Origin of the sequence: Pueribacillus theae (genome assembly GCF_003097615.1) — a bacterium.
In the GTDB taxonomy this organism is placed as follows: Bacteria; Bacillota; Bacilli; order Bacillales; family UBA6769; genus Pueribacillus; species Pueribacillus theae.
Genome location: NZ_QCZG01000012.1, coordinates 1 through 24,859, shown reverse-complemented (window position 1 = coordinate 24,859; position 24,859 = coordinate 1). Strand labels below are relative to the sequence as shown.

The following is a 24,859-nucleotide window of genomic DNA, read 5'->3' as shown; positions in this document are numbered from 1 at the left end:
GACGTCCTCCTACATACGATTTATTTTATTAAATCGTATGTGAGACAGCGTAAAACATTACGAAAAAAGCTGATCCATCAACGATTAACTTTTTCATTGAATGGAACAGCCTTCTCATCTTATTCTATTTCATCCACTCGTTTACGAGATCTTGGTTCTTTTTAATCCATTCTTTTGCAGCTGCAATTGGATCTTCTTTTTCCTGGCCGATTGCCATCAGCTCTCCAAGCGAATCATCATCCATTTTCCAATTGTTCATCCATTCCACAACTTCAGGAAAATCATCCTTAAATCCTTTTCTCGTCATAAAATAAATATCATCAGCTTCCCCATAAACTTTCTTAGGATCTTCCAAATATTTTATTTTATATTCCGAAAAGGCCCAATGTGGATTCCACATTGTTACAACGATTGGCTCTTTATTTTGATACGCTTTATCAAGCTCACTAAGCATCGCTGTCTCCGAGCTTTCAATTAAATCATAATCCAAGCTGTATTCGTCAATCGCATTCCTTGTCAATCCCATCAAACTGGCACCCGCATCAATGCCGACAATTTTTTCAAGCTTGAATTCGCTTTTTTTATCATTCAGCTCTTCGATGCTGGCAATATCCATATACTCAGGTACCGCCAGCCCTAATCCTGTACCTTCATACCACGTTTCCCCTAGTTCAATATCATCTTTGTATTCTTCATACAGCGGCTCATCCGTGATGGGAAGCCAAACTTCCGGGGCGATATCGAGATCACCTTGCGCAATCCCTGTCCATACTGGCGCTTTTTCCATTGAACTAAGCTCTACCTCATAGCCCTTGTCTTCAAGCAGCACTTTCCACAAATTTGAAACAGCCACATTTTCAGCCCAGTTATTTAATCCAATGCTAACTTTACCTTTATTTTCTTTATTTGTTTCTCCATTTCCCCCGCCACCGGCATCGTTTTCTTGTTGATTCCCTCCACAGCTTGCTAGAAGAAATATAGAAACTAAAAATAGGAAGGCAAGCAAAATATTTTTCCGCATTTTCTCTCCTCCTAAAAATTTGTAACTAGTACACCATTATAAAGGAGTGAGTCAGTAAAGGCAAAATTCGCCAAAACTTAACTGCTTCTTGCCGCATCAATCATTAAAACAATCGCAGTTACAATATGCATCACCATTCCCACAAAAGGGATCCAAGCAACAAATGAAGTAATAATGCCTAAAATGCTTCCGTGTCTATTTTCACCTTCATTAATCGCAAAAATTAACGTAACAATATGTAAAATTGCCATAATGCCAAGGGGTGCCCATGCAAAGCCTAGAACAATCGTCGCCCCTAATATAGGAATGCCAAGCACGGCTTCAAGACCCCCGGAAATCCACTTTAAAATTGTTGATGTTTTCAAACTGATCACCTCCCATACTAGCAATATATCAATTAGATTTCCCATAAAACATATCGTGAAGTTTGTTCAATTATTTTGTCTTTTTTAAAGCTCAAAAATAATGAGATGAAGCATAGCCTCATCTCAATATACATCTTTGTAAAGTTTTTTAAAACGGCCCCGGAGAGATTCGAACTCCCGACGCACGGTTTAGGAAACCCTTTTATGAAGTTGGACTATAACAGTTATAGTTTGTTAAATGGCGTAAAATCAAGGTTTTTCAGCGTTGGTTTTGTTTTCATCCAGTTATTTTTGGGGACATTTTAGGCTATTTGTCCCCATTATGTCCCCAATTCATAAACGAAGTAAAACCCGGTATAACAATGTTTATGAGCGGTTCATTTTATGTTATGTCCCCAATTTATAAAAGCCTCCTTGCACCTTCCAGCCATAAACGTTCCCGCTGTGTCACACAATACATATACCTTTGCGCTATTTTTTCATATGTTTTCCAGTGCATGCCTTTGGGCTTATCCGGCGGGTAAAAGGCAGTAGGGTCATATTCAGCCCCTAATCGCTTACATAACTTCCTTAATTGGTCATGATAGTAACCCATGTCCCCGGAAAGTTGGCTGCTTCTGTAATTCAATTCATGGCATGATCTGCATGCAAAATATTTTCCCTTTAAATAAAGAATGGCTGCTCTTTTATTACAGGCAGGGCATAGAAACCACTTTCTAAGGCCATAGCCCGTTTTAGTGGAATCCAAATAAACGTTTGTTCTTATTGGTTCATCATTCACCTTGTATGCAAGGATGATATAATCTTTTTTGACAATCAAGCTAATGGAGCCTGTTTCCTCACCTTTTTCATTGCTCCATGTTAAGGTAAGAGCGGCGCCCGCCAATAACATATTTTCCCGCTGTAATTTCCTAATATCAATACTCCGGCAATGTTCCACTGCTGTTTTCCCTTTTGCTGCACCGCTTCCATAAAGGCCGCTACCATAACCACCCATTTGTACCACCTCCAAATGAAAATTTTTTTGCGCTATGTTTATGCAGCCGTTGCAACCTTTCTTTGTTCCGTTTTGTAAATATCCCTAAATGATAAGGGAATTCCATGCAACGTTTTTGCAACGAAAACCCCTTAACCCCTTGATACATAAGGCTTTAAAGAGGGTTGCAACGTTGCTATAAAAAGGTTGCATTTGCACCCGTTTTTGCACCCTTTTATGCATCATTTGTAGGTAATTTACCTTTAAAATGCAGGTTTATAGTCTGCATAATGTCAAAATACCGCTCATAATCCGACTTTTTCAGTATGGAAAAGTAGGTCAATGCTTCATCAAAGGCTATCCACCAATTAAGTTCATGCTTTTCATAAAAAGATTCATGGTCCATAAATGCTGCATCAATAAAAAGCTGTTCTTTATTCGTTTGAGTAACTTCCAATATTCGGACGTAGTTGCTTAATGATTCCTTGCGATCGTCGTCTATAACAACCTGCATGATAAGCCATTCCAGCCCGTTCACACCCTGTTTCAGCTTATCGGCTATGATGTCATTTTCCATTTTGAATATGGCCTCTGTGTCCTTTAAAAATTGGTTAAAGCTCCGCACCTTCATTCTATCCGCTCCCCTGAAAACTTCTCATTTTCCCGTGTACGCTGTTTTCTGCTTCTCAATATATATTTGCCCCGCTTAATCGCTTCTTTCCAAATAGCGGCATCTTTCTTCAATAGCTGCTGTATTTCATCATGGGTTAGAAAGACTGTATAGCCCTGTAGCTTTATTTCAATCAGTTTTTCCCGCATTGGATCCGCTCCCCCTAATATGTCATTTCCGATACAGAAAAAGGGCAGCCCTCTTGCTAACATTGCAAAAAGGCGATACCCTTATATTAGTTGTGTTTCACTGTTTACAGTGAAGCCTGTGCCGTTCCTGTTGCCCCAGGAGCGGCTTTCACTGTATGTACCATCAAATACCTATCAACCGTTACAATCAGCCTGTTCCGCTCTGTGACCAATTCGGACACGTTTAATCCCTCGGCTGAAAATTCCTCAATTTCCTCATTGATTGCCACGATCTCGCCAATAAGAAGATTCATTCTTTCTTCATTCATGATCTTTAACCTCTACCACGTTACTTTCATTTAATAAGCCAGCCGCTTCCAGTATCCTAATAAACAGCCAGTAACCCCGCATACCTTCAAAGAACCCTTTAATATACATATCATCCATATCATGATTTTCCGGGAGTGTAATACCATAGGATGCCTTTTGAAAGTCTATAAAAAGGTTTCTGCCGTTTGATGTTAATTCATCATAAAGTTTTTGTAAGTCCCCATTAATTACCGTGTGAAAGGTCCGTAATATAGCATCCATTGTGCCGCTGGGTAAGTCCATTTCTTTTTCTTGAATAAACTTCAAAAGGTATTCCATTTTACATGCTTTTGCTGTTGTCATTTTTCATTGCCCCTTCATCTAAAATATTTTTGGTTCATTGCCTGTTTGTATTGCATTAACCGCCGCCATCTGTTTTTTCTCCTGGAAGTAAATAGAGGGAGCTTTCCCGCTGCATTTACCTTGCTTAAAAAATAATGAAGCCGCCTTATTTTTTCTTTCTCCCTTGCTTCCTCTGCTGCTGTTAGATTGAACATGATCTCACCCCTTTCAAATGCCTGATTTCAGCGTTTCCCTAATAAGGTAATAGAAATGATGATATATATAATTCCCGCTTGTTTTAGGGGAAATAAAGACGCTTTGGAAGCCATACCGCATTTCAAACGCCTTTAAGGATGCAAGCAGGGCTTTTGCGTTGTATTGGCTTTTGTATTGGCCGGTAATGATATTTTGGTACCCGTCCGCTTCTTCAACCAGTAACAGGAATTTTGAACGCTGGGAGCGGATTAATTCATTTTCAAAGCGGATCCGCTCTTTTATGGTGCTTGCCAGCTCGTCCACGCTGTTTTTCCGCTCAATAGCCGCCGGGAAGTATAAAGGCCTTGGAATGTTTAAAACCTCGTTAGCGGGAATATAGGCAGCATAGTCGCCATATTCTAATTTTCTAGTTTTGTAGGATATGCCTTTACGATTAAAGTAATCGGTAATGTGTTTGTTCTGCTGCTCCCGGGTATCTATCAAAATAACGATGGAAGAAAGCAGCTCTTTCATTTCCTTGTCTGTAAAGTGGTATCTAATCGGTAAAGCGTTTATTTTCTTTCCCTCCGCTTCCGCTCGATGTAATCAAAATATCCCTTTGCCTTTAGCAGGACGTACTCAAATGTGGACCCGCTGCATATCACCTTTACGCTTATGGCTCTGTGCCTGCCTTTTTGGTAAGTTTCCCGCCACGCCTCCCACTGGCTGCCTATCTGTTCGATATAGACCATGCTATTTTTGCTTAAAGAGCGGGTATACACTTTGCCAGTAAGTCCAATCATAAAGCCGGCTTTTTTGGCCTTTATGTCCCTGTTTAAGGCTTCCAATATTACGTCCTTATTTTCCCTTATCTTCTCTTTAAGGGAAGCGGGAAGGTGTTTGCTGTCAGTTATTCGGATATGTTCATCCTCGGCCAATAGGTCACACCCTGCCCGATTCACTCCATCTATGATTTTCACGATCTCCATTTAAATAAGCTCGCTTCCATCATCATTTTTATTTTCATATCCTAGAAATTCATCCCTACTATTCCTAGAATTAGTTGAACCCTTGCTGTCATTGGGTTTAAAGTAGGTTTCTTGCTGTTTCCTATTAATCCTAGTATTCCTAGAATTGATTTTTTCGCTATCATTATTTAATTCTAGGGAATGTAGGTTATTAGTAGGGTCCTTTTCTTGATTGCTCGTAATCCTTGATATATCAACGCTTTGGCCATTTCTAGGAATACTAGGAATTGTAGGCATAGGGTTTAATAATAAATCATAACTTTTTCGGCCTCTTCCTTTTGTGTTACGATCAATCTTTTTAATGTAATTCCTTTGCTCTAGTTCATTAATGGCCATATCGTACCTTGAAGCGGTTTTGAATCTTCCTCTTGTTCCTTGCCAGGCGTCTTGCTTTGAATATTTTTGCTTCCCATTTTGAACAAGGTATTTTAAAAGATGTTTTGCGTCCTCGGCCGTTTCATCTATGGCCATTACTCCATAGGCTTCTTTTGCATGTTCAATAAAGTAATCAAGCAAAAGACAGGCTCTTAATAATGATTCCCGGCCAATTTCAGTTGGAATTTTGCTTATATCCGGGTTTCCAGGGGATAGGCTGCCTATGTGTTCTGATACATGTAATAGCCCGCTTATCCTTATTATTTGCCCCGCCAGTTTTCCACCCCATTCCTTCATATCCGCTAGCCGCTCACCATCTTTGAACATGGATTCTAAATGCTGCCTTAAGTCCAATTGAACTTTATGAGCGGATTGGCTAAACGTCAATTTGACGGGTTCCCCTGTTTGTAGCTGCATCATTGTTTTGATATTGGTTAAGTATTGGTTCTTAATCTCATTCGGTATAGATTCCGGGTCAATTTTTCGGTATCCCACAATAGAAGGGGGGAAAGAATATAAAAACCGCTGCATAAGCCCCCGTTCATCAAAGGAAGGCGGGACATCCCGGACAACCTCTGGCTGTACAAACAGGCCAATAGTCAAGCATGGTTCATTTAAAAGAATTGGTTCCCTGCCTATCCGATCAATGGGGGTATAGTCTCCTGTGTGGCCGTTTAAATAGATTTCAATATTCGCCCTGCCGTCGCTGGAATAACGGCCAGCCATGTTGCTGAAAACCCCGCCGCCCTCTGCCGATAAAACCGCTATTCGTTCATTGTTTTCTGCCATCAATACACCCAATTTCTCCGCTGTTACATCACCGGTAATGAAACGGGGGATGGTCAAAATTTCTTCACTGTCTATTTCTGCATTAAGAGTGGTAATTTCACTTAATATGGCGTTGTCTCCATTTTTGGCATAGTCCTTTTCCAATTGTTCTACTCTTTTTCTTTTCGCCTTCAATGTGGCTCTTTGCTCCGATACAAGGGGTTCCATCCGCTCCCGCTCTTCTTTTTCATAAGCGGTAATAGGTTCCTGTAATGCCTTGAAAACAGAACTTTTTCGATTGCCTGGGGGTAATGCTAAAATAGTGTAAGTATTTAATGATTCTTTCCATTCCGGCGTAATGCTCACATAAAACTTTTTTGTAAGAGCGGTTGATAAAATTGCAATAGCCCCTATGGCTGCCGCATCTATTGGCGTTTGTGTTGATTCTGCCACACCTTCCACATAAGCCCTTAACCAATTGGGGAATATGGAAGAGGGGAAAGGAGGCAGTGATTTTTCATCAAAAGGGATAGGCGGCTCCCATTCTGTTTCAGCGCTGTTGTTTAGCTTCTTTTGCTGAGTGGCTACACCGGGAGTATCTATATGTACGCCCAATGTCTTTTGAATCTCTTCCTTTGAAAAATGCTTTGACAATAATTCAGCGTTTGATTGATTCATGTATGGTATCACCAACTTTTCAAGTCCATTGTTTCAGAAATTGTTCCGCTTCTTTTACCGCTCCAAATTGTGTAATAGGATTTGGGTCTATTAAACAATCAAGCCAGTATTCTATTTGCTGCAAAGAGTGGTAAAGCTCGCCAATCCGCTCCATATCCTCGATTGTTTTAATGGCTGTTAGCTGCTTTTTTAAGTAGGTTTCCAGCCGTCTTAATGCCTCTATGTTCTCATTAACTTTGTTATCTAAGGCTTTAGATATGGCCAGCAGCTCCTGCTGCTCGGCTCTTTTTTTCTGCCATTCTCTCATTTGCTCACTATTGGGATTTTTCAATCCGTAATCATTCATCAATGTTTGAATGGCTTCTTTGGTGTCCAAATTGTAAGAAAGCCTTACGATGTCGATTACATCGCCCGGCTTGCCGTCATTGCAGCCGCTCCAGCACCTGAAAGTGTTTGTATCTGTGTAAACCGTAAAACTCGGGTTTCTGTCGGCATGATAGGGACAATGGATATTAAAGCGGGAGCGGTTTGTTTTAGCCTTTGAGAAATTGGCTCCGGCATACCGATCTAAGGCGTCCATGATAGGAACATGATGTTTGATTAAATCAATGGCCCCCATAAGTCCACCCGCTTATACTTCAATTTTCCGCAAAACTCCATATTCCTTATTGCTGACACTTTGCTGCATGGATCGCATTTCCTGCCCACTCATCCAGAGATCTAACGCCTCATTACGGAATAGAACCCTTTTTCCCGCTCTTATGCAGGGAATTTCTCCCCGTTTCGCCATTTCTAAAATAAGCCAGTAAGACACACCTATATATTGGGCTGCTTCCTTTGCCGTCATAGTTTGCCTTTCGATCATGGTTAGGCTCCTTTCCCTTGTTTATCAATAATAATTAGGTCATTTGGCGTGCAGTTAAAGAAATTACATAGAGTTTTGATTGTGTTAAAATCAATTCTTTTATTTTTTTCATGATAAATATTGGTGATTGTATTTCTTGAAATTCCCGTCACCTCCGAAAGTTGTGAAATATTTATGTTTTTCTCTGCCATTAATACCCTCAGATTGTTCCTGGTTGCCAACTTCACCACTCCTTATTTTGTTTTTATCATAATTTTGACATGTTAAGTTGTCATTTGACAAGTATAATAGCATTTATTTTATTGTTTGGCAATCAAAATGACAATTAAAGTTGTCGATTGGGTAAAAATATTGTAAGGTTGTATTAAATAATTAACATTTTGTGTAGGAAGGTGAACGTTTGTGATTAGAAATAGGCTTGCAGTTTTATTAGCGGAAAGAGGATTAAAAATTACAAGGGTAGCAAAGGATACCGGTATATCAAGGAATACCATTACGGCCACCGCTCAAAATGACAGTGAAATGATACGTTTGGAAACAATTAACACGCTATGTAAATATTTATCAATTACACCATGTGAATTTTTTGAGTACGAACCGGTTGATCTAAACTTTTCAGCTTATGTAAATAAAGTAAATCTTACTGGTAGTGTTTCTAATGATGAAATACGTATTGAAGAAATAAATATTGATTTGTTTATGGACGTAAAAGAGAGCCGAAATACTTCAAGTGTTGATTTGCATTGTTCGTTAGAGAAAGTATTTGAATTTGACCTAATACCATTCGGGGATAATATAATTCCTTTAAAAATTGAATTTGATAATGATAAAGAAAAGGAAAACTTTATTAAAGAAATTTTTAATCATATAAGTCCTTCATTTCAAAAGGATATTTATAATGACATCACAAGTGCTTTAAAAGGTGAATTAGTGAAGAAATTAAAAGAAGAGGCAAAAGATAGTTTTGTAATTGAATCTATAATGGAAAATTCATTTGGCCTAAATGAAAATATATTCGAGAATATTCAAATAGAGCTAATATCAGATGTATTTAAGCAATTTTAATTATCGTTTATTAGAAAAAAACAAGCGAAAGGGGAATAAACATGGCCGGCAGCATTGAAAAGAGGGGAAAGGATTCATACAGGTTGATAGCTTCCGGGGGAAGGGGACCCGACGGGAAGCGGATCAAGCATACAAAGACCATTAAAGCACCCAGCGATAGGGAAGCAAGAAAGGAATTGGCCAAGTTTGTAGCGGAAATTCAAAAGGGCCAGTATATTGAACCTTCTAAGCTGTCATTGGCGGAATTTGCTGCCCGTTGGGTTAGGGACTATGGGGAAAAGAATCTTTCTCCTACCACATTAAAACGGTATAGAGAATATCTTAACTCCCGTATCCTTCCGGCTATGGGACATTTAAAATTGGAACAAATAAAGCCGCTCCACCTATTAGAATTTTATAGGAACTTACAAGAGGACGGCATAAGGAAAGACGGCAAGAAAGGCGGTTTGTCTGAACAAACGATATTGCATCACCATCGCTTAATTTCTGCCATATTGGAAGCGGCCGTCAAATGGCAATTGATTGCATTGAATCCAGCTTCAAGGGTCCAACCGCCGAAAGTGAGTAAGAAAGAAATGAAGTATTATGATGAAGAACAAACGCTTAAGCTCCTGGCAGCATTGGAACATGCTGAACCTAAATATAAAGTATTGGTCACACTTGCCATTGCTACCGGATTAAGAAGGGGGGAACTCCTGGGCCTTGAATGGTCTCATATTGATTTTGAACGGAATACGATTGAAATTAAGCAATCCAGCCTGTATGTAGAGGGAAAAGGCGTCATAACCAAGACCCCAAAAAATAAAAGCTCGGAAAGAATGATCTCTGCCCCTGATTCCGTAATGGCCCTTTTGAGAGAGTATAAAAGAATTCAAAATGAAGAGCGGCTAAAATTGGGGGATATATGGCAGCATTCAGACCGCTTGTTTACTACATGGGATGGAAAACCCATGCACCCAAACACCGTGAATAATTGGTTTCCAAAGTTTTTGAGAAAGAACAAACTGGACCCGCTCCCGTTTCATGGATTGCGGCATACGGCAGCTACTTTGCTTATCGGAAAAGGTGTCCATGTAAAGACAATCAGCAATCGTTTGGGCCATGCGAATATTTCAACCACTATGGATATATACGGCCATGCCCTGCAAAGCTCAGATCAAGAGGCAGCCGATAAGATAAATGACTTTTTCACACCGGCAAATGAAAAAAGAGAACAAGCATAATGCCCGTTCTCTCGTTTTGCCATAAGCCTGTAATAGGCTTTTTATTTTTGTTTTGAAAGGGGAAAATGAGCCTAAATTTTAATGTTTGTCCCCAATTTGTCCCCATTTTTGATGTTTCACCCTAAGGCATATAACAGACCATTACAGTCTAACCGTTGGTATGAATGAGTTTATAAGCGGCCCCGGCAGGAATCGAACCTGCGACGCACGGTTTAGGAAACCGACGCTCTATCCCCTGAGCTACGGGGCCATACAAAAAAATTCGTTACACTGTAACGAATAATGTTTTTATATCATGGCGGAGGAGGAGGGATTCGAACCCCCGCGGGCCGTGAAGCCCCTGTCGGTTTTCAAGACCGATCCCTTCAGCCAGACTTGGGTACTCCTCCAAAACCAATTGTGACACGAAAAATATCATACTACAGCTTTTCAAGCTTGTCAATAAAAAATCGAGAAAAGGCAGACACGCATCTGCCTTTTTTAAAACCCAATTTTATCTTTCCCGCCCATGTAAGGCTTTAATACTTCAGGAATCTCAATTGTTCCGTCTTCCTGCTGGTAATTTTCTAAAATGGCGGCAACGGTGCGGCCGACTGCAAGGCCTGAGCCATTCAAGGTATGCACATATTCGGGCTTGCCATTCGCTTCGCGGCGGAAGCGGATGCCTGCCCGCCTAGCTTGGAAGTCTTCAAAGTTGCTGCAAGATGAAATTTCACGGTACGTATTGTAGCTTGGCAGCCATACTTCAAGATCGTATTTTTTCGCAGCCGAGAAGCCTAAATCGCCCGTACACATGCTCATGACGCGGTATGGAAGCTTTAATAACTGCAATACCTTTTCAGCGTGTGCAGTCAGTTTCTCAAGCTCTTCATAGGAATCTTCTGGCTTTACGAAACGGACAAGCTCAACTTTGTTGAATTGATGCTGCCGGATAAGCCCGCGTGTATCACGGCCTGCTGCCCCTGCTTCAGAACGGAAGCATGCACTGTATGCAGCGTAGGCAATCGGCAGCACGTCACCATTAAGAATCTCATCACGGTGATAGTTTGTGACAGGGACCTCGGCTGTCGGAATAAGAAAATAATCTTCTTCTCTAATTTTAAATGCATCTTCTTCAAACTTCGGAAGCTGTCCTGTCCCTGTCATGCTCATCCGGTTAACTAAGTACGGCGGTAATATTTCTGAATAGCCGTGTTCATCCGCATGTAAATCCATCATGAAATTAATAAGCGCACGCTCAAGCCTTGCACCCATTCCTTTGTAAAAGGCAAAACGGCTTCCTGTTACTTTCGCGGCACGTTCAAAGTCTAAAATATCAAGCGCTGCAGCTAAATCCCAATGTGGCTTTGCTTCAAAAGAAAAGGAACGGACATCACCCCATTTGCGGATTTCCACATTATCGTCTTCGTCTTTTCCAATGGGTACACTTTCATGCGGGATGTTTGGTATTTGCAGCAGCAATTCATTCAAAGCTGCCTCCACTTCTCGAAGTTCATCGTCAAACGCTTTGATCTTGTCGCCAACGTCACGCATCTTTTTAATAAATTCATCTGCCGGTTTCTTTTCGCGTTTGAGTTCCGCAATTTGTTTTGATACGTCATTCCGTTGCTTCTTCAGATTTTCCGTCTGTTGGATTAAATAACGCCTTTTTTGATCCAGTTCTTCAAATTGGCCAAGCCCGCTTAAATCTTCGCCGCGCGTTTTTAATATTTCTTTAATCTCTTTAAAATTTGTTCTTAATCGTTTAATATCCAACATATAAAAACCTCCTTAACGATTGAATTGTACCTAAAAAAACAAAAAACTCCCGCCTCTATTGATAGAGACGAGAGTTTTCTCCCGCGTTGCCACCCTACTTGCAGACCAAACAATCTGCCGCTTCATTGGATAACGGAGTGATTCCGGAAATGCTTACTCGTTTCAGCATTTCGCTCAAGGATGGATTCACATGGGCTTTTGGCCGGTTTTCAGCGGCCACCGGCTCTCTGGGCAAAAGCATCATGCTACTATTTCCTATCAAGAGGTTGTTCAAAAAGTCCAGAGGCTTGCAGGACGTGATGCTTTTAGTCAACTTCCTTTTTGAACGCACTTCAACGCTTTTTTTATATTATTTTCAATTACCAGCCGCGCTCTTGCATACGTTGGGCAGGATCTAAAGTTGAAATGTCAATTCCTTTCATTGCCGCTCCCAAATCTTTGGAAAGTTCAGCAATCAGCTCATAGTCTTGGTAATTTTCAGTAGCTTTTACGATGGCGCGTGCATATCTTTCCGGGTTGTCTGATTTAAAAATACCTGATCCAACGAAAACGCCGTCAGCACCAATTTCCATCATAAGCGCTGCATCAGCCGGCGTTGCGACACCGCCGGCTGCATAGTTGACAACAGGCAAGCGGCCAAGTTCTTTTACTTTTAGGAGCAATTCATACGGTGCTTGAAGATTTTTAGCCTCTGTCATTAATTCGTCTTCAGACATGCCGGCAACGGCGCGGATTTGTTTTTGTACGAGGCGCATATGTCTTACCGCTTCAACGATATTGCCTGTCCCAGCTTCACCTTTCGTACGAAGCATTGAAGCCCCTTCACCAACGCGCCGCAATGCTTCACCAAGGTTACGGGCACCGCATACGAATGGAGTAGCGAATTTACGCTTGTCAATATGATACTCTTCATCAGCTGGCGTCAAAACTTCACTTTCGTCGATATAATCGATTCCTAACGTCTCAAGAACACGTGCTTCGACAATATGGCCAATACGGGCTTTTGCCATAACAGGGATGGAGACTGCTTGCAACACTTCTTCGCAAATTGTCGGGTCTGCCATCCGTGCGACACCGCCGGCTGCGCGAATATCAGCAGGTACACGTTCAAGTGCCATAACAGCAATGGCACCAGCTTCCTCAGCGATTTTCGCCTGCTCCGCATTGACAACGTCCATGATAACGCCGCCTTTTTTTATTTCTTTCATTCTCGTTTTTGTGCCAAACTCTTGACTTTGAGACATGGCTATCCTCCTCCTGTGAATGAGTGATGCATTTTTCACGATCTGATTCCTTTATTTTACTAAAATTAGCTATAGATAACAAACCCTATCGCTAAAAAAGGTTTTTTACTTTTTCAGTTGTTTTATCCCATAGGTTTCCGAAGAAGCTTCCTGTGCTGCGCATGCCGAGCGTAAACCAGTTTGCTTTTTTCACTTCTTCTTTTGTCACAAGTGGTGTTGAATAAGCTTTTTCCCCGGTGATGTACCCATAATCTGATTCATTTCCTTTGTATTTTACTGATACGGTTCCAACTTTTTGCCCTTTTTTCAATGGCGCGACAAGCGCATCATTTTCAAGTTTCTTTTTATCCAATTGAAACGTTGGTTCATATTGGTCTTTTTCATTGTTTTTCATGATCATTTGAAGGGCTTCCGCAGCTTCGACTTCAACCTTTTTCTCTTTACCTTTTACAACAGGGACCGTCGTATTCTTTTTAAACTGATAGCCTTTTGGAACGACTACCTGCTTAGAGAAATTGCTGAATGCCCAGTCAAAAAGTTTGGCCGTTTCTCTAAACCGGGCAACATCTGAATTTGTTTTCATGATAACGGAAATAAAGCGCATGCCGTCTTTTTCGACAGTACCGGTAAATGAATATCCAGCTTGCTTAGTTGAACCTGTCTTTAAACCGTCAACACCAGGGTATTCTAGAACCAACCCTTTAAGCATCCAGTTCCAATTTTTCATTTTGATCGCTTTGCCTTCTTCCAACCCTTTTGTAAATTCCTTTGTTGGAATGCTCGCTGTTTCCAATACGTTAGGATGTTTTTTTAGCAATTCATAAGCCAATCGAGCTGTCGAGCGCGCGGACATCATGTTTTCTTCTGTCGCTTTACCTACAGGGTGCTTCCCAAGCAAATCTTTATTATTTAAGCCGGTTGTGTTAACAAATTTGGCGTCATCCAGCCCAAGTTCTTTCGCTTTTTCATTCATCATTTTGACAAAGTCGGCTTCTGAACCACTAACGAGTTCGGCTAATGCAATTGTAGCACCATTCGCTGAATAAATCGCCATTGCCTCATAAAGTTCTTTTACCGTGTACGTTACTTCTGTTAAAAGCGGCACATTCGATAGGTTGTTGTTTTGTGATACCTTTTGTGCGTAGTCGCTTACTTTCACTTCTTGATCCCATTTAATTTTTTTATCTTCAATCGCATCAAGAACGAGATATTCCGTCATCATTTTTGTCATACTTGCAATCGCAAGTTTTTTATCTGCTTCTTTTTCATAGAGAATTTTTCCGGACTCTGCATCAATTAAAATGGCAGCTTCCGCATTGACATCAACACTTTCCGCAGCTTGTCCTATGTTTACGGGAGAAAATAAACCAAAAAACAAAAATACGCTTAAAAGCGTAAAAATATGTAGTTTCTTCACTATGCGTACACCCCTTTGTAAAATTGCACAATTGCTATTTTAGCACATCCCCTGCAATAAAAATAGATAGAGGCGGTGCCTCTATCATGCTGAATATCGTTAAAACCCACTGGCGCCACTGAAGGTGTGGACTCCAAGCTTTTTGAACATTTTTTGTATTTTTTTACCCCGATTAACTGGCCATTTGTGGCCTTTTTGAAAAACCTCTTATAGTGAATAGTTCGGTGCTTCTTTCGTAATTTGCACATCATGAGGGTGGCTTTCTTTCAGTCCTGCATTCGTGATTTTTGTGAATAAGGCATTTTCCCTTAAATCATCAATTGATGCGGTTCCGCAATAGCCCATTCCTGCACGGAGCCCTCCGACAAGCTGGTGGATTGTATCCTCAAGCGGGCCTTTGTACGGTACCCGCCCTTCAATTCCTTCGGGAACAAGTTTCTGGTTATTTTCTTGGAAATAGCGGTCACTGCTGCCTTTTTCCATTGCAGCGACAGAGCCCATTCCGCGGTAAACTTTAAATTGCCTTCCTTGGTAAATTTCGCGTTCGCCAGGGCTTTCTTCCACCCCTGCAAGCAAGCTGCCCAGCATGACGGCATTGGCTCCTGCTGCAATTGCTTTCACGATGTCGCCGGAGTATTTGATTCCACCGTCTGCAATGATAGCTACGCCATGCTTGCGCGCTTCCGTCGCGCAGTCATACACTGCAGTGATTTGAGGCACGCCGACCCCGGCAACAACGCGCGTCGTACAAATGGATCCTGGCCCAATTCCCACTTTAACAATCGTCGCCCCGGCTTTAATTAAATCGCGGGTCGCTTCTGCTGTTGCTACGTTACCTGCAATCAGATCAAGATCAGGGTATTTCTCCCTTATTTCGCGGACTTTTTCAAGCACGCCGGCGGAATGTCCGTGTGCCGTGTCAACGACAATAACGTCAACACCTGCTTCAACAAGCTTGTCCACGCGCTGCATCGTATCTTTCGTAACACCAACTGCAGCACCTGCAAGCAGCCTGCCTTGCGAATCTTTCGCAGAGTTCGGGAATTGGATGACTTTTTCAATGTCTTTTATTGTGATTAAACCTTTTAGGATGCCGTTGTCATCAACAAGCGGGAGTTTTTCTATTTTATGCTTTTGCAAAATTTTCTCGGCTTCTTTCAGTGTCGTGCCGACAGGGGCCGTTACGAGATTGTCTTTCGTCATGACGTCGCTGATTTTAATAGAGTAATCTTCAATGAAACGCAAATCACGGTTCGTTAATATTCCAACAAGCTTTCGATCGTCATCAACAATCGGAACACCGGAAATGCGGTATTTTCCCATTAAATGCTCTGCGTCGAACACTTGGCGGTCAGGTGTTAAAAAGAAAGGATCAGTAATGACGCCACTTTCAGAACGTTTTACCCGATCCACTCGTTCAGCCTGTTGATCGATTGACATGTTTTTATGAATGATTCCAAGACCGCCCTGGCGAGCGATGGCAATCGCCATTTTTGCTTCCGTCACTGTGTCCATTCCTGCACTTAAAATAGGAATATTTAACTGCAATTTTTCACTTAATTTCGTTTTTACAGAAACATCGCGAGGCAATACGGATGATTTTTGCGGAATGAGCAATACATCATCAAATGTTAAACTTTCTTTTGCAAACTTGTCCTCCCACACCGTTATAAGCATCTCCTTTTCGTTTTTCTGCCTAAAAATATTATTAGTAGCTTATCAAGCGGATAAAATACTGTCAAGAAACGAACAATATGTTAGAGAATTCAATTAATTAGAGGTGTTTTCATGCAAAATGAAGATGAGATTTGGCAAAGTTTCACTTCTTTTCAGTCAACCTCTGCAGCCCAAAAATTTTTAAAGAAAAATTATGACAGGCTGGAGCTGCCTGAAGCCGATATGAAAAGCTATGACAATAGTTATGCGTTCATTTATTATATTGAGCATGGAAAAAAATATTATCATCTAGCAAGTCTTGCACCGACCGAGGTAAAGCCTGTCTTGCTTTTTTATGGCATGATCCAGCTTATCAAAGCCTGTATTTTAACAGTTGATCCGGAGTATCCCGCCACAACGGCCGTACTTGCCCATGGCGTAACGACGAGAAAACGAAAAAAAAGAGACTATTCCTTCTTGCTTGATGAAGTGAAACTTCAAAATCATGGCCTTTTAAGCCACTTTTCTGCCCACTTATTCGATGTCAATCACTTCCCGTTCGAACGCATAAACATGGAAACGCTTTTTGCAAGAATTCCTGAGATGAATGGGACGTTTGCCGAAATAAAAAAATGGAAGCCGTTATTGGAAATTCAAGTCGAAAAGAATTCCTTAACCATTTCTCCATCATTGCTTGATGAATTAAAAATGACGGAGCGGCGTTTTAGAGACTTTTTCTTGAAAAAAACATCCCTTGCTGTATCTTCTTTTGAAATGAAAAAAGATGGATTTACGTTACAATTCGATGGTTCGTTTCCTTGTTATTCCTGTCAACCATTTCTTTTTCATAAAAACGGCCAAGCTTTCATACCAAAACGAAGAGAGCTTTATTTTATTCTTGATGAAGTCATTGTCCATTATTTACTGCTTTATAATTTAAGCATGATATGCCGTTATGAAACAGAATGGTGGTATGAGCTATTTTATACGTTCGCGAGCGACGATTTGCCGTTTATCCATCAGTTTTTACACACGACGGCGACAAAAATACCTTATCTCCTATCGCTATATTTAAAGAAGAGACGGAACTAACAGCTCCGTCCCTTCCCTTATTATTCCTCTTCATTCGTTGTTGTATTATTTTCAATTTGTCCGTTTGGATGTTCTTCCGGCATGTCATTATCTCCAGTATGTTCGTCAGAATCATCGTCAATATTTACCTGTGCGACCGTGCCGACTTTTTCTCCTTCCTCCAAACGAATTAACCTTACACCTTGCGTATTTCTTCCCATTTGTGAAACACCGCTTACAGCCGTACGAATTAAAACGCCGCTTTCAGTAATGATCATGAGATCGTCTTCTTCAGATACTGTTTTTAGCGACGAGACCATTCCATTGCGTTCAGTTATATTAACCGTTTTTATTCCTCTTCCCCCGCGGCTTTGCACACGGTATTCTTCAACTGGCGTCCGTTTTCCGTAACCGTGTTCTGTTACGATCAAGACATCCTGATTATCTTGTACAATTCCCGCTCCAACTACTTCATCATTGCCATGCAGCCTAATGCCCCTGACGCCGGACGCGGTTCTCCCCATTGAACGTACGTCTTTTTCATGGAAACGAATCGCCATCCCTTTTCGTGTCCCAATGATGACATCCCTATTTCCATCCGTTAATTTAACAGCGATAAGCTCATCATCTTCACGGAAATGAATCGCAATTAATCCGCCTTTGCGAATGTTTGCGAACGCAGGCAATTCTGTCCGTTTTGTTAACCCATGCTTTGTAACAAAAAGCAAATACCAATTCTCTGTAAATTCCCTAATTGGGATAACAGCAGTAATTTTTTCATCCTTTTCAATTTGGAGGAGGTTAATAATCGGGATGCCTTTTGCCGTTCTTCCGAAATCAGGAATTTCATAGCCTTTTAATCGATAGACTTTTCCTTTATTCGTGAAAAACAGTACAGTGTCATGTGTTAGTGTTGTGAACAAATGCTCAACAAAATCGCCCTCATTCGTTCCCATACCTTGGACACCCCGTCCGCCTCTTCTTTGGCTGCGGTACGTGTCAATTGGCAAACGCTTAATATACCCATTGTGCGTTAACGAAATAATAATATTCTGCTTCGGAATTAAATCCTCATCTTCAATTAAATTAAAGCCTGCTTCAATCGAAGTCCGGCGTTCGTCGGCAAATTTCTCTTTCACTTCTGTTAGTTCTTCGCGAATTATGTCGAGTACTTTTTCCTCATCTGCCAAAATTGCTTTCAGTTCCGCAATTCGCGCCACCAATTCCTTATATTCATTTTCAATTTTGTCGCGTTCAAGGCCTGTGAGGCGCTGCAAACGCATGTCAAGAATCGCTTGCGCCTGTTCGTGGCTAAGAGAAAATTGGGCCATTAAGCCTTCCCTTGCAATATCTGTCGTTTCTGAACCACGGATTAATGCGATCACTTCGTCTAAATGATCAAGTGCAATTCGCAATCCTTCAAGAATATGGGCTCTTGCCTCAGCGCGGTTTAATTCAAACTGTGTTCTTCTGCGAATCACGATCTTTTGATGCTCTAAATAGTGATAGAGACATTCTTTTAAAGAAAGGACTTTCGGCCGCCCGTCAACAAGCGCAAGCAAATTGATCCCGAAGCTTGTTTGCATTGCGGTCTGTCTGTATAAATTATTCAACAGCACATTCGCATTTGTATCCCTGCGTACTTCAATAACGATGCGCATTCCATTTCTGTCTGACTCATCTGCTAAATGGGTAATCCCATCAATCCGTTTATCCCGGACCAATTCAGCAATTTTCTCAACAAGTTTCGCCTTATTTACTTGGTAGGGAAGTTCACTTACGATAATCGTTTTCGTACCGTTATCATGTTCAACTATCTCTGCTTCTGCCTGAATGACAATTGAACCTCTACCGGTTTCATACGCTTTTCTAATTCCTTCACGGCCTAAGATTTTTCCGGCGGTCGGAAAATCCGGCCCTGGAATAATATTCATCAATTCCGGCAAACTAATTTCAGGATTGGTGCTTAACGCAAGCACGCCGTCAATGACTTCACCCAGATGATGTGGAGGGATATTGGTCGCCATGCCGACTGCAATCCCTGAAGCGCCGTTGACGAGAAGGTTTGGAAAACGCGAAGGCAGTACGACAGGCTCCCGTTCAGAACCATCGTAGTTGTCTTGAAAATCAATCGTGTCTTTATTGATATCACGGACCATTTCCATTGCTATTTTTGACATGCGGGCTTCTGTATAACGCATAGCAGCAGCGGAATCGCCGTCAACTGAGCCAAAGTTGCCGTGTCCATCAACTAGCATGTATCGGTAGTTAAAGTCCTGCGCCATACGTACCATTGATTCATAGACAGGGGAATCACCGTGCGGATGGTATTTACCGATAACATCCCCAACAATTCTAGCTGATTTTTTATGTGGTTTATCAGCGGTCATTCCAAGTTCATTCATTGCATACAAAATCCGTCTATGCACAGGTTTCAAGCCATCACGGACATCAGGTAAAGCCCGGCTGACAATAACGCTCATCGCATAATCCAAAAACGATGTCCGCATTTCTTGACTTATATTAACTTCTTCAACTCTTTGATTTTCCATTTCGGACATAGATCATTACCTCCGTCTTTACTTGAAAAGTTGGAAAAACAGTGACATTAAAAGAAACACGACCTCACCAAGCATAGACAAAAGTCTTCAGTCGCATGTTCATTAAAAATTAATTTTTTTCGCTCTATATATCTAAATTTTTAACATACTGGGCATTTTCTTGAATAAAGTCCCGTCTCGGTTCAACTTTATCGCCCATTAAAATGTCAAAGATTTCATCGGCTTCAATGGCATCTTCAAGACTTACTTGCAGCGAAGTTCTTGATTCGGGATCCATCGTTGTTTCCCATAGCTGATTGGCATCCATTTCCCCCAAACCTTTGTATCGCTGAATGTCGGGCTTAGGACGTTCGCCAAGTTCAGCCAGAATTTGATCCCGTGCACGGTCGCTGTATGCGTAGCGAACTGTTTTTCCCTGTTTGATTTTGTAAAGCGGCGGCTGGGCAATGTAAATATATCCTTTTTCAAGAAGCGGGCGCATATACCGGTAAAAGAATGTCAATAATAAAGTTCGAATGTGGGCGCCGTCAACATCCGCATCTGTCATAATAAAAATTTTATGGTAACGCGCCTTATCGATATCAAAGTCTTCTCCGATTCCTGTGCCGATCGCGGTAATAATCATGCGAATTTCATTGTTTGACAAAATTTTATCTAGCCGTGCTTTTTCGACATTGAGAATCTTACCCCTTAAAGGCAAAATCGCCTGAAAATGCCGATCTCTTCCTGATTTTGCGGATCCACCCGCAGAATCACCCTCAACAATATACAGCTCCGAAATCGACGCATCTCTGGACGAGCAGTCCGCTAATTTTCCCGGCAACGAACTTACTTCAAGCGCACTTTTTCTGCGTGTCAGTTCCCTGGCTTTTTTGGCTGCCAGCCGCGCCCTTGAAGCCATCAAGCCTTTTTCGACAATTTGTTTGGCAACTTGGGGATTTTCCATTAAAAATTTGGAAAAATCTTCGTTGAAAAGAGATTCTGTAATTGTCCTCGCATCTGTGTTCCCAAGCTTTGTTTTCGTTTGTCCTTCAAATTGCGGATCGGGATGTTTAATCGAAATAATGGCAGTCAGCCCTTCACGGACATCATCGCCCAAAAGGTTTGCATCGTTGTCTTTAAAGAGATTATTTTTCCGCGCATAGTCGTTAATCACCCTTGTTAAGGCTGTTTTAAATCCAGACTCATGGGTTCCACCTTCATGGGTCTTAATGTTATTCGCAAAGGAATAGATATTGCTTACAAACCCTTCGTTGTACTGCAGCGCTATTTCCAAGGAAATACCGTCTTTTTCCGCTTCAATAAAAATCGGCTCTTCATGAAGAACTTCACGTGACCGGTTTAAATGCTTCACATAAGATTTAATGCCGCCTTCATAGTGAAACTCGAGTTCTTTTCCTTCTCCACGCTTATCAATTAAAACCATTTTTAATCCGCGATTTAAAAAGGCGAGCTCTCGTATTCTGCTTTTCAGCATTTCAAAGTCATACTCAACCGTTTCGCTGAAAATTTCTGGATCAGGCTTAAAATGGATCTTTGTTCCTGTGCGGTCTGAATCTCCGATAACTTGTAATTCTCCTTGCGGAATGCCGCGGCTGAACTTTTCATAATAAATATGTCCATCGCGGTGAATCGTTACTTCAAGGATGCTTGAAAGCGCATTGACGACCGAAGCACCTACACCGTGCAATCCGCCGGATACTTTATAACCGCCGCCGCCGAATTTTCCTCCGGCATGCAACACTGTAAAAATAACTTCAACAGCTGGTTTTCCCACTTTTTCCTGAATTCCGACAGGGATGCCGCGCCCATTATCTTCAACGACAATGCTGTTGTCTTCCTCAACAGTCACAATAATTTCATCACAGTAGCCTGCCAATGCTTCGTCAATACTGTTATCAACAATTTCCCAAACGAGATGATGGAGGCCGCGTACACTCGTTGATCCGATATACATTCCTGGACGTTTTCTTACTGCCTCTAAACCTTCAAGCACTTCAATTTGATGTTCATCATAGGTTTGATCTAATCGTTGTTCTAATGACATTCTACCACCCACATTTCCGTTTAATCCGTATCAAAAAGGTTGTTTCACTCTATTAGTCATTCACGACTTCCTCGATATATTCAGCAAATTGGGATTCTATGGAAGCCTGTGCCCTTCGTTTTAAAGTTAGTGAAGAAAGCGGCGATAAATAGAGGGTATCGTTCGTCACGACGATGGACTTAGTTAAATTTTTCCCGATATCGACAAGCTTTTCTTTCTCCTTAAATCGTTTCACACAGTCGTTCAGATTGTCAGAGAGCTGCCAATCAAGAATTGCGACAACATCGTTTGCACGAATGACAACGTCTTCGCCTAAGTGGATAAACAATGTGCCTCACCTCATTCCATCTTATAAATTTCCCCTTGCACCACTTTGTAACGCGCCGCTTTTTGCAATGTGTCATGATAAATCCCGCTTACACTCGTCGTTGTTACGAATGTTTGTACTTTTCCTTGGATCGCGTTCAATAAATGGGATTGCCTGTTGTCGTCAAGCTCTGATAAAACATCGTCCAAAAGCAAAAGGGGGTACTCGCCGACCTCTTCTTTCATACATTCAATTTCAGCGAGTTTTACCGACAAGGCTGTTGTGCGCTGCTGTCCTTGTGAGCCAAACGTTTGCACATCTTTTCCGTTAACATAAAAACTGAGATCATCGCGGTGTGGCCCAGCAAGTGTCATACCGCGTTCAATCTCTCTATCTTTTATTTTATCAAACTTTAGTTCATACGCTTCTATTATTTTCGACAAGTTCGCTTGTTCTGATACCTCTACAGATGGAAGATAGCGTAATTTGAGCACTTCTTCACCCTGGCTGATCTTGTGATGAATTGGCGCAGCCCATTCTTGAAGCTTTCCTATGAACTTCAAACGCCTTTCAACAATTTTTACCGCTAATTCAATTAAGTTTCCGGTTAAGATTTCAAGCATGATGAACCGTTCATTTTCCTTCATGCGCTGCAAATCTTTTAATAAAGCATTTCGCTGCTGCAACATTTTTTGGTATTGCCCTAAATCATGTATATAAACAGGCTGAATTTGGCCGATTTCCATATCAAGAAATCGCCGCCTTACGCCTGGGTTTCCCTTTACAATGTTTAAATCTTCCGGTGCAAACATAACGACATTAAGCGCGCCGACGTAGTCGCTAAGTTTCCTTTGCTCCAGGGAATTTAGCTTTGCTTTTTTCCCCTGTTCAGAAATGACGATTTCCAAGGAGAGAGGTCCGCTTTTTTTTTCCACTGTCCCTTTTATTTTAGCATATTTTTCATCCCAACGAATGAGTTCCTTATCTTTCTGTGTCCGGTGTCCCTTCGTCATCGCCAGCGTATAAATGGCTTCCATCATGTTCGTTTTTCCTTGTGCATTCTCGCCGAGGAAGACATTGACATGATGATCAAACGAGATGTCGGCCTTTTTATAATTGCGGTAGTTTGTTAGTTGAATTGAGTTTAGATGCACCGTTGGACCTCCATTCAGCTTGTGACGATGTATTCGCCATATCCGTCAATCGAAATATGATCCCCAACGTAAAGCTTGCGTCCCCGCCTTGATTCTTCCTCACCATTTACCAACACTTTATTTTCTTGCAAAAACCATTTTGCCGTTCCACCTGAATCGATGATTCCCGCTAATTTGAGAAGCTGTCCCAATGTAATGAATTCATTTTGGATGTTTATTTCACTTTTCATTTTGCCCACTTCCTTACTATATCTAATTTTAACATAGAAAAGAAAAAAGCTATCGGTTTATGATTACCAATAGCATGTAAATAAAAACCGTTTTTGTTTTGAAGGGTAGAGGTGAGAAGTTGGATTTGATAAATTGGCGAACTGCTAAAATGTCCGGACAGGGAGGATAAGCTGCAAAATTGAGCTGTCATCAACAGGGCGGATTAGGAATGGGCGCATTGCCCCTGTAAAATCGATAATGATACTTGTCGCATCGATTGTTCGAAGTGCGTCTATCATATATTTTGCACTGAATGAAATTTTTAATTCTTCGCCATCGAATGAGTCTGCTTCAATTTGTTCAAATACTTTTCCAACTTCCGGGGAATTTGAGGATATTTCCATCGTTTTATCATCTAAATTTACTAGTTTTACAACGTTGTTCCGTCCTTCTCTCGCTAAAAGCGAAGCCCGTTCAATGGCTTGCAAAAACTGCTTCGTCGCCACAACAATGCTCGTTTTGCTTTCAGTTGGGATTAATTTAGACGTATCAGGATAATTGCCGTCAAGCAGCCTTGAGTAGAACAGAGTGTGTTTAGCTTTAAATAAAATTTGATTTTCTGTAACGACAACATCGATCCAATCCGTATGGTCATCAATAATTTTTGAAAGTTCGTTTAGGCTTTTGCCAGGAATAATCACATTTGAAAATGAAAGCGTATCAGAAGCACCTTCAATCGTTACATGTCTCAACGCAAGCCGATGGCTGTCTGTTGCCACAGATTCAATCTTTCCATTTTTAAAACTCCAGTTGACGCCAGTTAATACAGGACGTGTTTCAGAAGTTGATACGGCAAAAACAGTTTGCCGAATAATATGTTTAAGAAGCTGTGCGTCAATTTGAAACGAATTTTGTTCTTCAATAAGCGGAAGCCTCGGATATTCCTCTGGATCAAGTCCGTTTAAATTAAATTCTGACTGGCCTGATTTTATTTTCGTCGAAAATCGATCCATTACCTCTAATTCAACAGTATCCGCAGGTAATTTTCTAATAATTTCAGAGAAAAAACGTGCTTGCAATACTACGCTTCCAGGCTGGTGCAGCTCAATGTATTGTTCATCATTCTCTTCGAGTGGAACAAACCGTTCGATAGAGATGTCTGAGTCGCTCCCTGTTAGACGAACGCCTTCTTCATCTGCTTCCATTTTTATTCCAGTTAAAATCGGGATGGTTGTTCTTGAAGAAACGGCTTTTAAAACATCTTGCACAGCTTCTATTAATCTTTGGCGATCAATCGAAAGATGCATAGGTACCCTCCTTATATTTAAAACAAAAAAATGGACGATCATGTATTAATATTTACTCAACTTTCGCAGACTGAAACAGGCAGATATACCTTGATATAATTAGGTAAGCCTGCAATCCA

27 protein-coding genes, 2 tRNA genes and 1 other annotated feature are annotated in these 24,859 nt (G+C 41.2%); of the genes, 3 read left to right on the top strand and 26 right to left on the bottom strand.

Features of this window, described 5'->3' with window-relative positions:
- Nucleotides 1–124: 124 nt before the first annotated feature.
- From DCC39_RS07530 to DCC39_RS07465, 14 genes are all read right to left on the bottom strand, one after another.
- On the bottom strand, nt 125–1,021 hold the full coding sequence (locus DCC39_RS07530) for a glycine betaine ABC transporter substrate-binding protein (RefSeq protein ID WP_116554285.1): 897 nt from the start codon (nt 1,019–1,021) through the stop codon (nt 125–127).
- A gap of 77 nt (nt 1,022–1,098) precedes the next feature.
- Nucleotides 1,099–1,395 carry a hypothetical protein gene (locus DCC39_RS07525; protein WP_338066544.1) on the bottom strand — a complete coding sequence of 99 codons (297 nt, stop codon included), beginning with the start codon at nt 1,393–1,395 and terminating at the stop codon, nt 1,099–1,101.
- A 391-nt stretch (nt 1,396–1,786) separates the two neighbouring features.
- Nucleotides 1,787–2,383, bottom strand: a complete 597-nt coding sequence (locus tag DCC39_RS07520) for a hypothetical protein (RefSeq protein ID WP_116554283.1) — start codon at nt 2,381–2,383, stop codon at nt 1,787–1,789.
- A 214-nt stretch (nt 2,384–2,597) separates the two neighbouring features.
- Nucleotides 2,598–2,993 carry a hypothetical protein gene (locus DCC39_RS07515; RefSeq protein WP_116554282.1) on the bottom strand — a complete coding sequence of 132 codons (396 nt, stop codon included), beginning with the start codon at nt 2,991–2,993 and terminating at the stop codon, nt 2,598–2,600.
- Nucleotides 2,990–3,181: a hypothetical protein gene (locus DCC39_RS07510; protein WP_116554281.1), complete on the bottom strand. Its 192-nt coding sequence runs from the start codon at nt 3,179–3,181 to the stop codon at nt 2,990–2,992. The genes DCC39_RS07515 and DCC39_RS07510 overlap by 4 nt, the downstream gene beginning before the upstream one ends.
- Nucleotides 3,182–3,285: 104 nt before the next feature.
- Nucleotides 3,286–3,489, bottom strand: coding sequence for a hypothetical protein (locus DCC39_RS07505; protein WP_116554280.1), 204 nt, complete (start codon nt 3,487–3,489; stop codon nt 3,286–3,288).
- Entirely contained in the window at nt 3,482–3,832 is a 351-nt protein-coding gene (locus DCC39_RS07500) for a hypothetical protein (protein ID WP_116554279.1), read from the bottom strand. The genes DCC39_RS07505 and DCC39_RS07500 overlap by 8 nt, the downstream gene beginning before the upstream one ends.
- Nucleotides 3,833–3,846: 14 nt before the next feature.
- The gene (locus DCC39_RS07495) at nt 3,847–4,026 is read right to left on the bottom strand and encodes a hypothetical protein (protein ID WP_116554278.1); all 180 of its coding nucleotides are present in this window, start codon (nt 4,024–4,026) and stop codon (nt 3,847–3,849) included.
- Nucleotides 4,027–4,039: 13 nt separating this feature from the next.
- Nucleotides 4,040–4,540 (bottom strand): ERCC4 domain-containing protein, encoded by a 501-nt coding sequence (locus tag DCC39_RS07490; RefSeq protein ID WP_116554277.1) that lies wholly within the window; start codon nt 4,538–4,540, stop codon nt 4,040–4,042.
- 38 nt (nt 4,541–4,578) lie between these two features.
- Complete coding sequence (locus DCC39_RS07485; RefSeq protein WP_133243475.1) at nt 4,579–4,944, bottom strand: pathogenicity island protein; 366 nt, start codon at nt 4,942–4,944, stop codon at nt 4,579–4,581.
- 51 nt (nt 4,945–4,995) lie between these two features.
- A complete protein-coding gene (locus DCC39_RS07480; protein ID WP_116554275.1) occupies nt 4,996–6,855 on the bottom strand; it encodes a YfjI family protein in 1,860 nt (619 codons plus the stop codon).
- Between the two features lie 19 nt (nt 6,856–6,874).
- Complete coding sequence (locus tag DCC39_RS07475; RefSeq protein WP_116554274.1) at nt 6,875–7,474, bottom strand: CHC2 zinc finger domain-containing protein; 600 nt, start codon at nt 7,472–7,474, stop codon at nt 6,875–6,877.
- A 12-nt stretch (nt 7,475–7,486) separates the two neighbouring features.
- Nucleotides 7,487–7,720 (bottom strand): excisionase family DNA-binding protein, encoded by a 234-nt coding sequence (locus DCC39_RS07470; RefSeq protein WP_116554273.1) that lies wholly within the window; start codon nt 7,718–7,720, stop codon nt 7,487–7,489.
- Between the two features lie 2 nt (nt 7,721–7,722).
- The gene (locus DCC39_RS07465) at nt 7,723–7,947 is read right to left on the bottom strand and encodes a helix-turn-helix domain-containing protein (RefSeq protein ID WP_276309899.1); all 225 of its coding nucleotides are present in this window, start codon (nt 7,945–7,947) and stop codon (nt 7,723–7,725) included.
- 175 nt (nt 7,948–8,122) lie between these two features.
- On the opposite strand from DCC39_RS07465, the gene DCC39_RS07460 reads away from it, so the two are divergent.
- Nucleotides 8,123–8,785, top strand: a complete 663-nt coding sequence (locus DCC39_RS07460; RefSeq protein WP_116554272.1) for a helix-turn-helix domain-containing protein — start codon at nt 8,123–8,125, stop codon at nt 8,783–8,785.
- A 41-nt stretch (nt 8,786–8,826) separates the two neighbouring features.
- Complete coding sequence (locus DCC39_RS07455; protein WP_116554271.1) at nt 8,827–10,008, top strand: tyrosine-type recombinase/integrase; 1,182 nt, start codon at nt 8,827–8,829, stop codon at nt 10,006–10,008.
- Between the two features lie 177 nt (nt 10,009–10,185).
- On the opposite strand, the gene DCC39_RS07450 is transcribed toward DCC39_RS07455, so the two are convergent.
- From DCC39_RS07450 to guaB, 6 genes are all read right to left on the bottom strand, one after another.
- Nucleotides 10,186–10,258, bottom strand: a tRNA-Arg gene (locus DCC39_RS07450).
- Between the two features lie 46 nt (nt 10,259–10,304).
- Nucleotides 10,305–10,397 (bottom strand) — tRNA-Ser (locus DCC39_RS07445).
- Between the two features lie 91 nt (nt 10,398–10,488).
- Nucleotides 10,489–11,766, bottom strand: coding sequence for a serine--tRNA ligase (gene serS, locus DCC39_RS07440; protein WP_116554270.1), 1,278 nt, complete (start codon nt 11,764–11,766; stop codon nt 10,489–10,491).
- Between the two features lie 60 nt (nt 11,767–11,826).
- Nucleotides 11,827–12,037 (bottom strand) — a binding site (T-box leader).
- Nucleotides 12,038–12,125: 88 nt separating this feature from the next.
- Nucleotides 12,126–13,010, bottom strand: coding sequence for a pyridoxal 5'-phosphate synthase lyase subunit PdxS (gene pdxS, locus DCC39_RS07435; protein WP_116554269.1), 885 nt, complete (start codon nt 13,008–13,010; stop codon nt 12,126–12,128).
- Nucleotides 13,011–13,101: 91 nt separating this feature from the next.
- Nucleotides 13,102–14,430 carry a serine hydrolase gene (locus DCC39_RS07430; protein ID WP_407071842.1) on the bottom strand — a complete coding sequence of 443 codons (1,329 nt, stop codon included), beginning with the start codon at nt 14,428–14,430 and terminating at the stop codon, nt 13,102–13,104.
- A gap of 204 nt (nt 14,431–14,634) precedes the next feature.
- Nucleotides 14,635–16,092, bottom strand: a complete 1,458-nt coding sequence (gene guaB / locus DCC39_RS07425; RefSeq protein WP_116554267.1) for an IMP dehydrogenase — start codon at nt 16,090–16,092, stop codon at nt 14,635–14,637.
- A gap of 123 nt (nt 16,093–16,215) precedes the next feature.
- On the opposite strand from guaB, the gene DCC39_RS07420 reads away from it, so the two are divergent.
- The gene (locus tag DCC39_RS07420) at nt 16,216–17,175 is read left to right on the top strand and encodes a YaaC family protein (RefSeq protein WP_116554266.1); all 960 of its coding nucleotides are present in this window, start codon (nt 16,216–16,218) and stop codon (nt 17,173–17,175) included.
- A gap of 20 nt (nt 17,176–17,195) precedes the next feature.
- Here DCC39_RS07420 and gyrA read toward each other — a convergent pair whose 3' ends face one another.
- The 6 genes from gyrA to dnaN form a co-directional block, all read right to left on the bottom strand.
- Entirely contained in the window at nt 17,196–19,715 is a 2,520-nt protein-coding gene (gene gyrA, locus DCC39_RS07415) for a DNA gyrase subunit A (RefSeq protein WP_116554265.1), read from the bottom strand.
- A gap of 124 nt (nt 19,716–19,839) precedes the next feature.
- A complete protein-coding gene (gene gyrB / locus DCC39_RS07410; RefSeq protein WP_116554264.1) occupies nt 19,840–21,762 on the bottom strand; it encodes a DNA topoisomerase (ATP-hydrolyzing) subunit B in 1,923 nt (640 codons plus the stop codon).
- 52 nt (nt 21,763–21,814) lie between these two features.
- Nucleotides 21,815–22,090 carry an extracellular matrix regulator RemB gene (gene remB / locus DCC39_RS07405; protein ID WP_116554263.1) on the bottom strand — a complete coding sequence of 92 codons (276 nt, stop codon included), beginning with the start codon at nt 22,088–22,090 and terminating at the stop codon, nt 21,815–21,817.
- Between the two features lie 11 nt (nt 22,091–22,101).
- Nucleotides 22,102–23,223, bottom strand: a complete 1,122-nt coding sequence (recF, locus tag DCC39_RS07400) for a DNA replication/repair protein RecF (RefSeq protein ID WP_116554262.1) — start codon at nt 23,221–23,223, stop codon at nt 22,102–22,104.
- A 14-nt stretch (nt 23,224–23,237) separates the two neighbouring features.
- On the bottom strand, nt 23,238–23,453 hold the full coding sequence (gene yaaA / locus DCC39_RS07395) for a S4 domain-containing protein YaaA (protein ID WP_116554261.1): 216 nt from the start codon (nt 23,451–23,453) through the stop codon (nt 23,238–23,240).
- A 144-nt stretch (nt 23,454–23,597) separates the two neighbouring features.
- Entirely contained in the window at nt 23,598–24,740 is a 1,143-nt protein-coding gene (dnaN, locus tag DCC39_RS07390) for a DNA polymerase III subunit beta (protein WP_116554260.1), read from the bottom strand.
- Nucleotides 24,741–24,859: the final 119 nt, after the last annotated feature.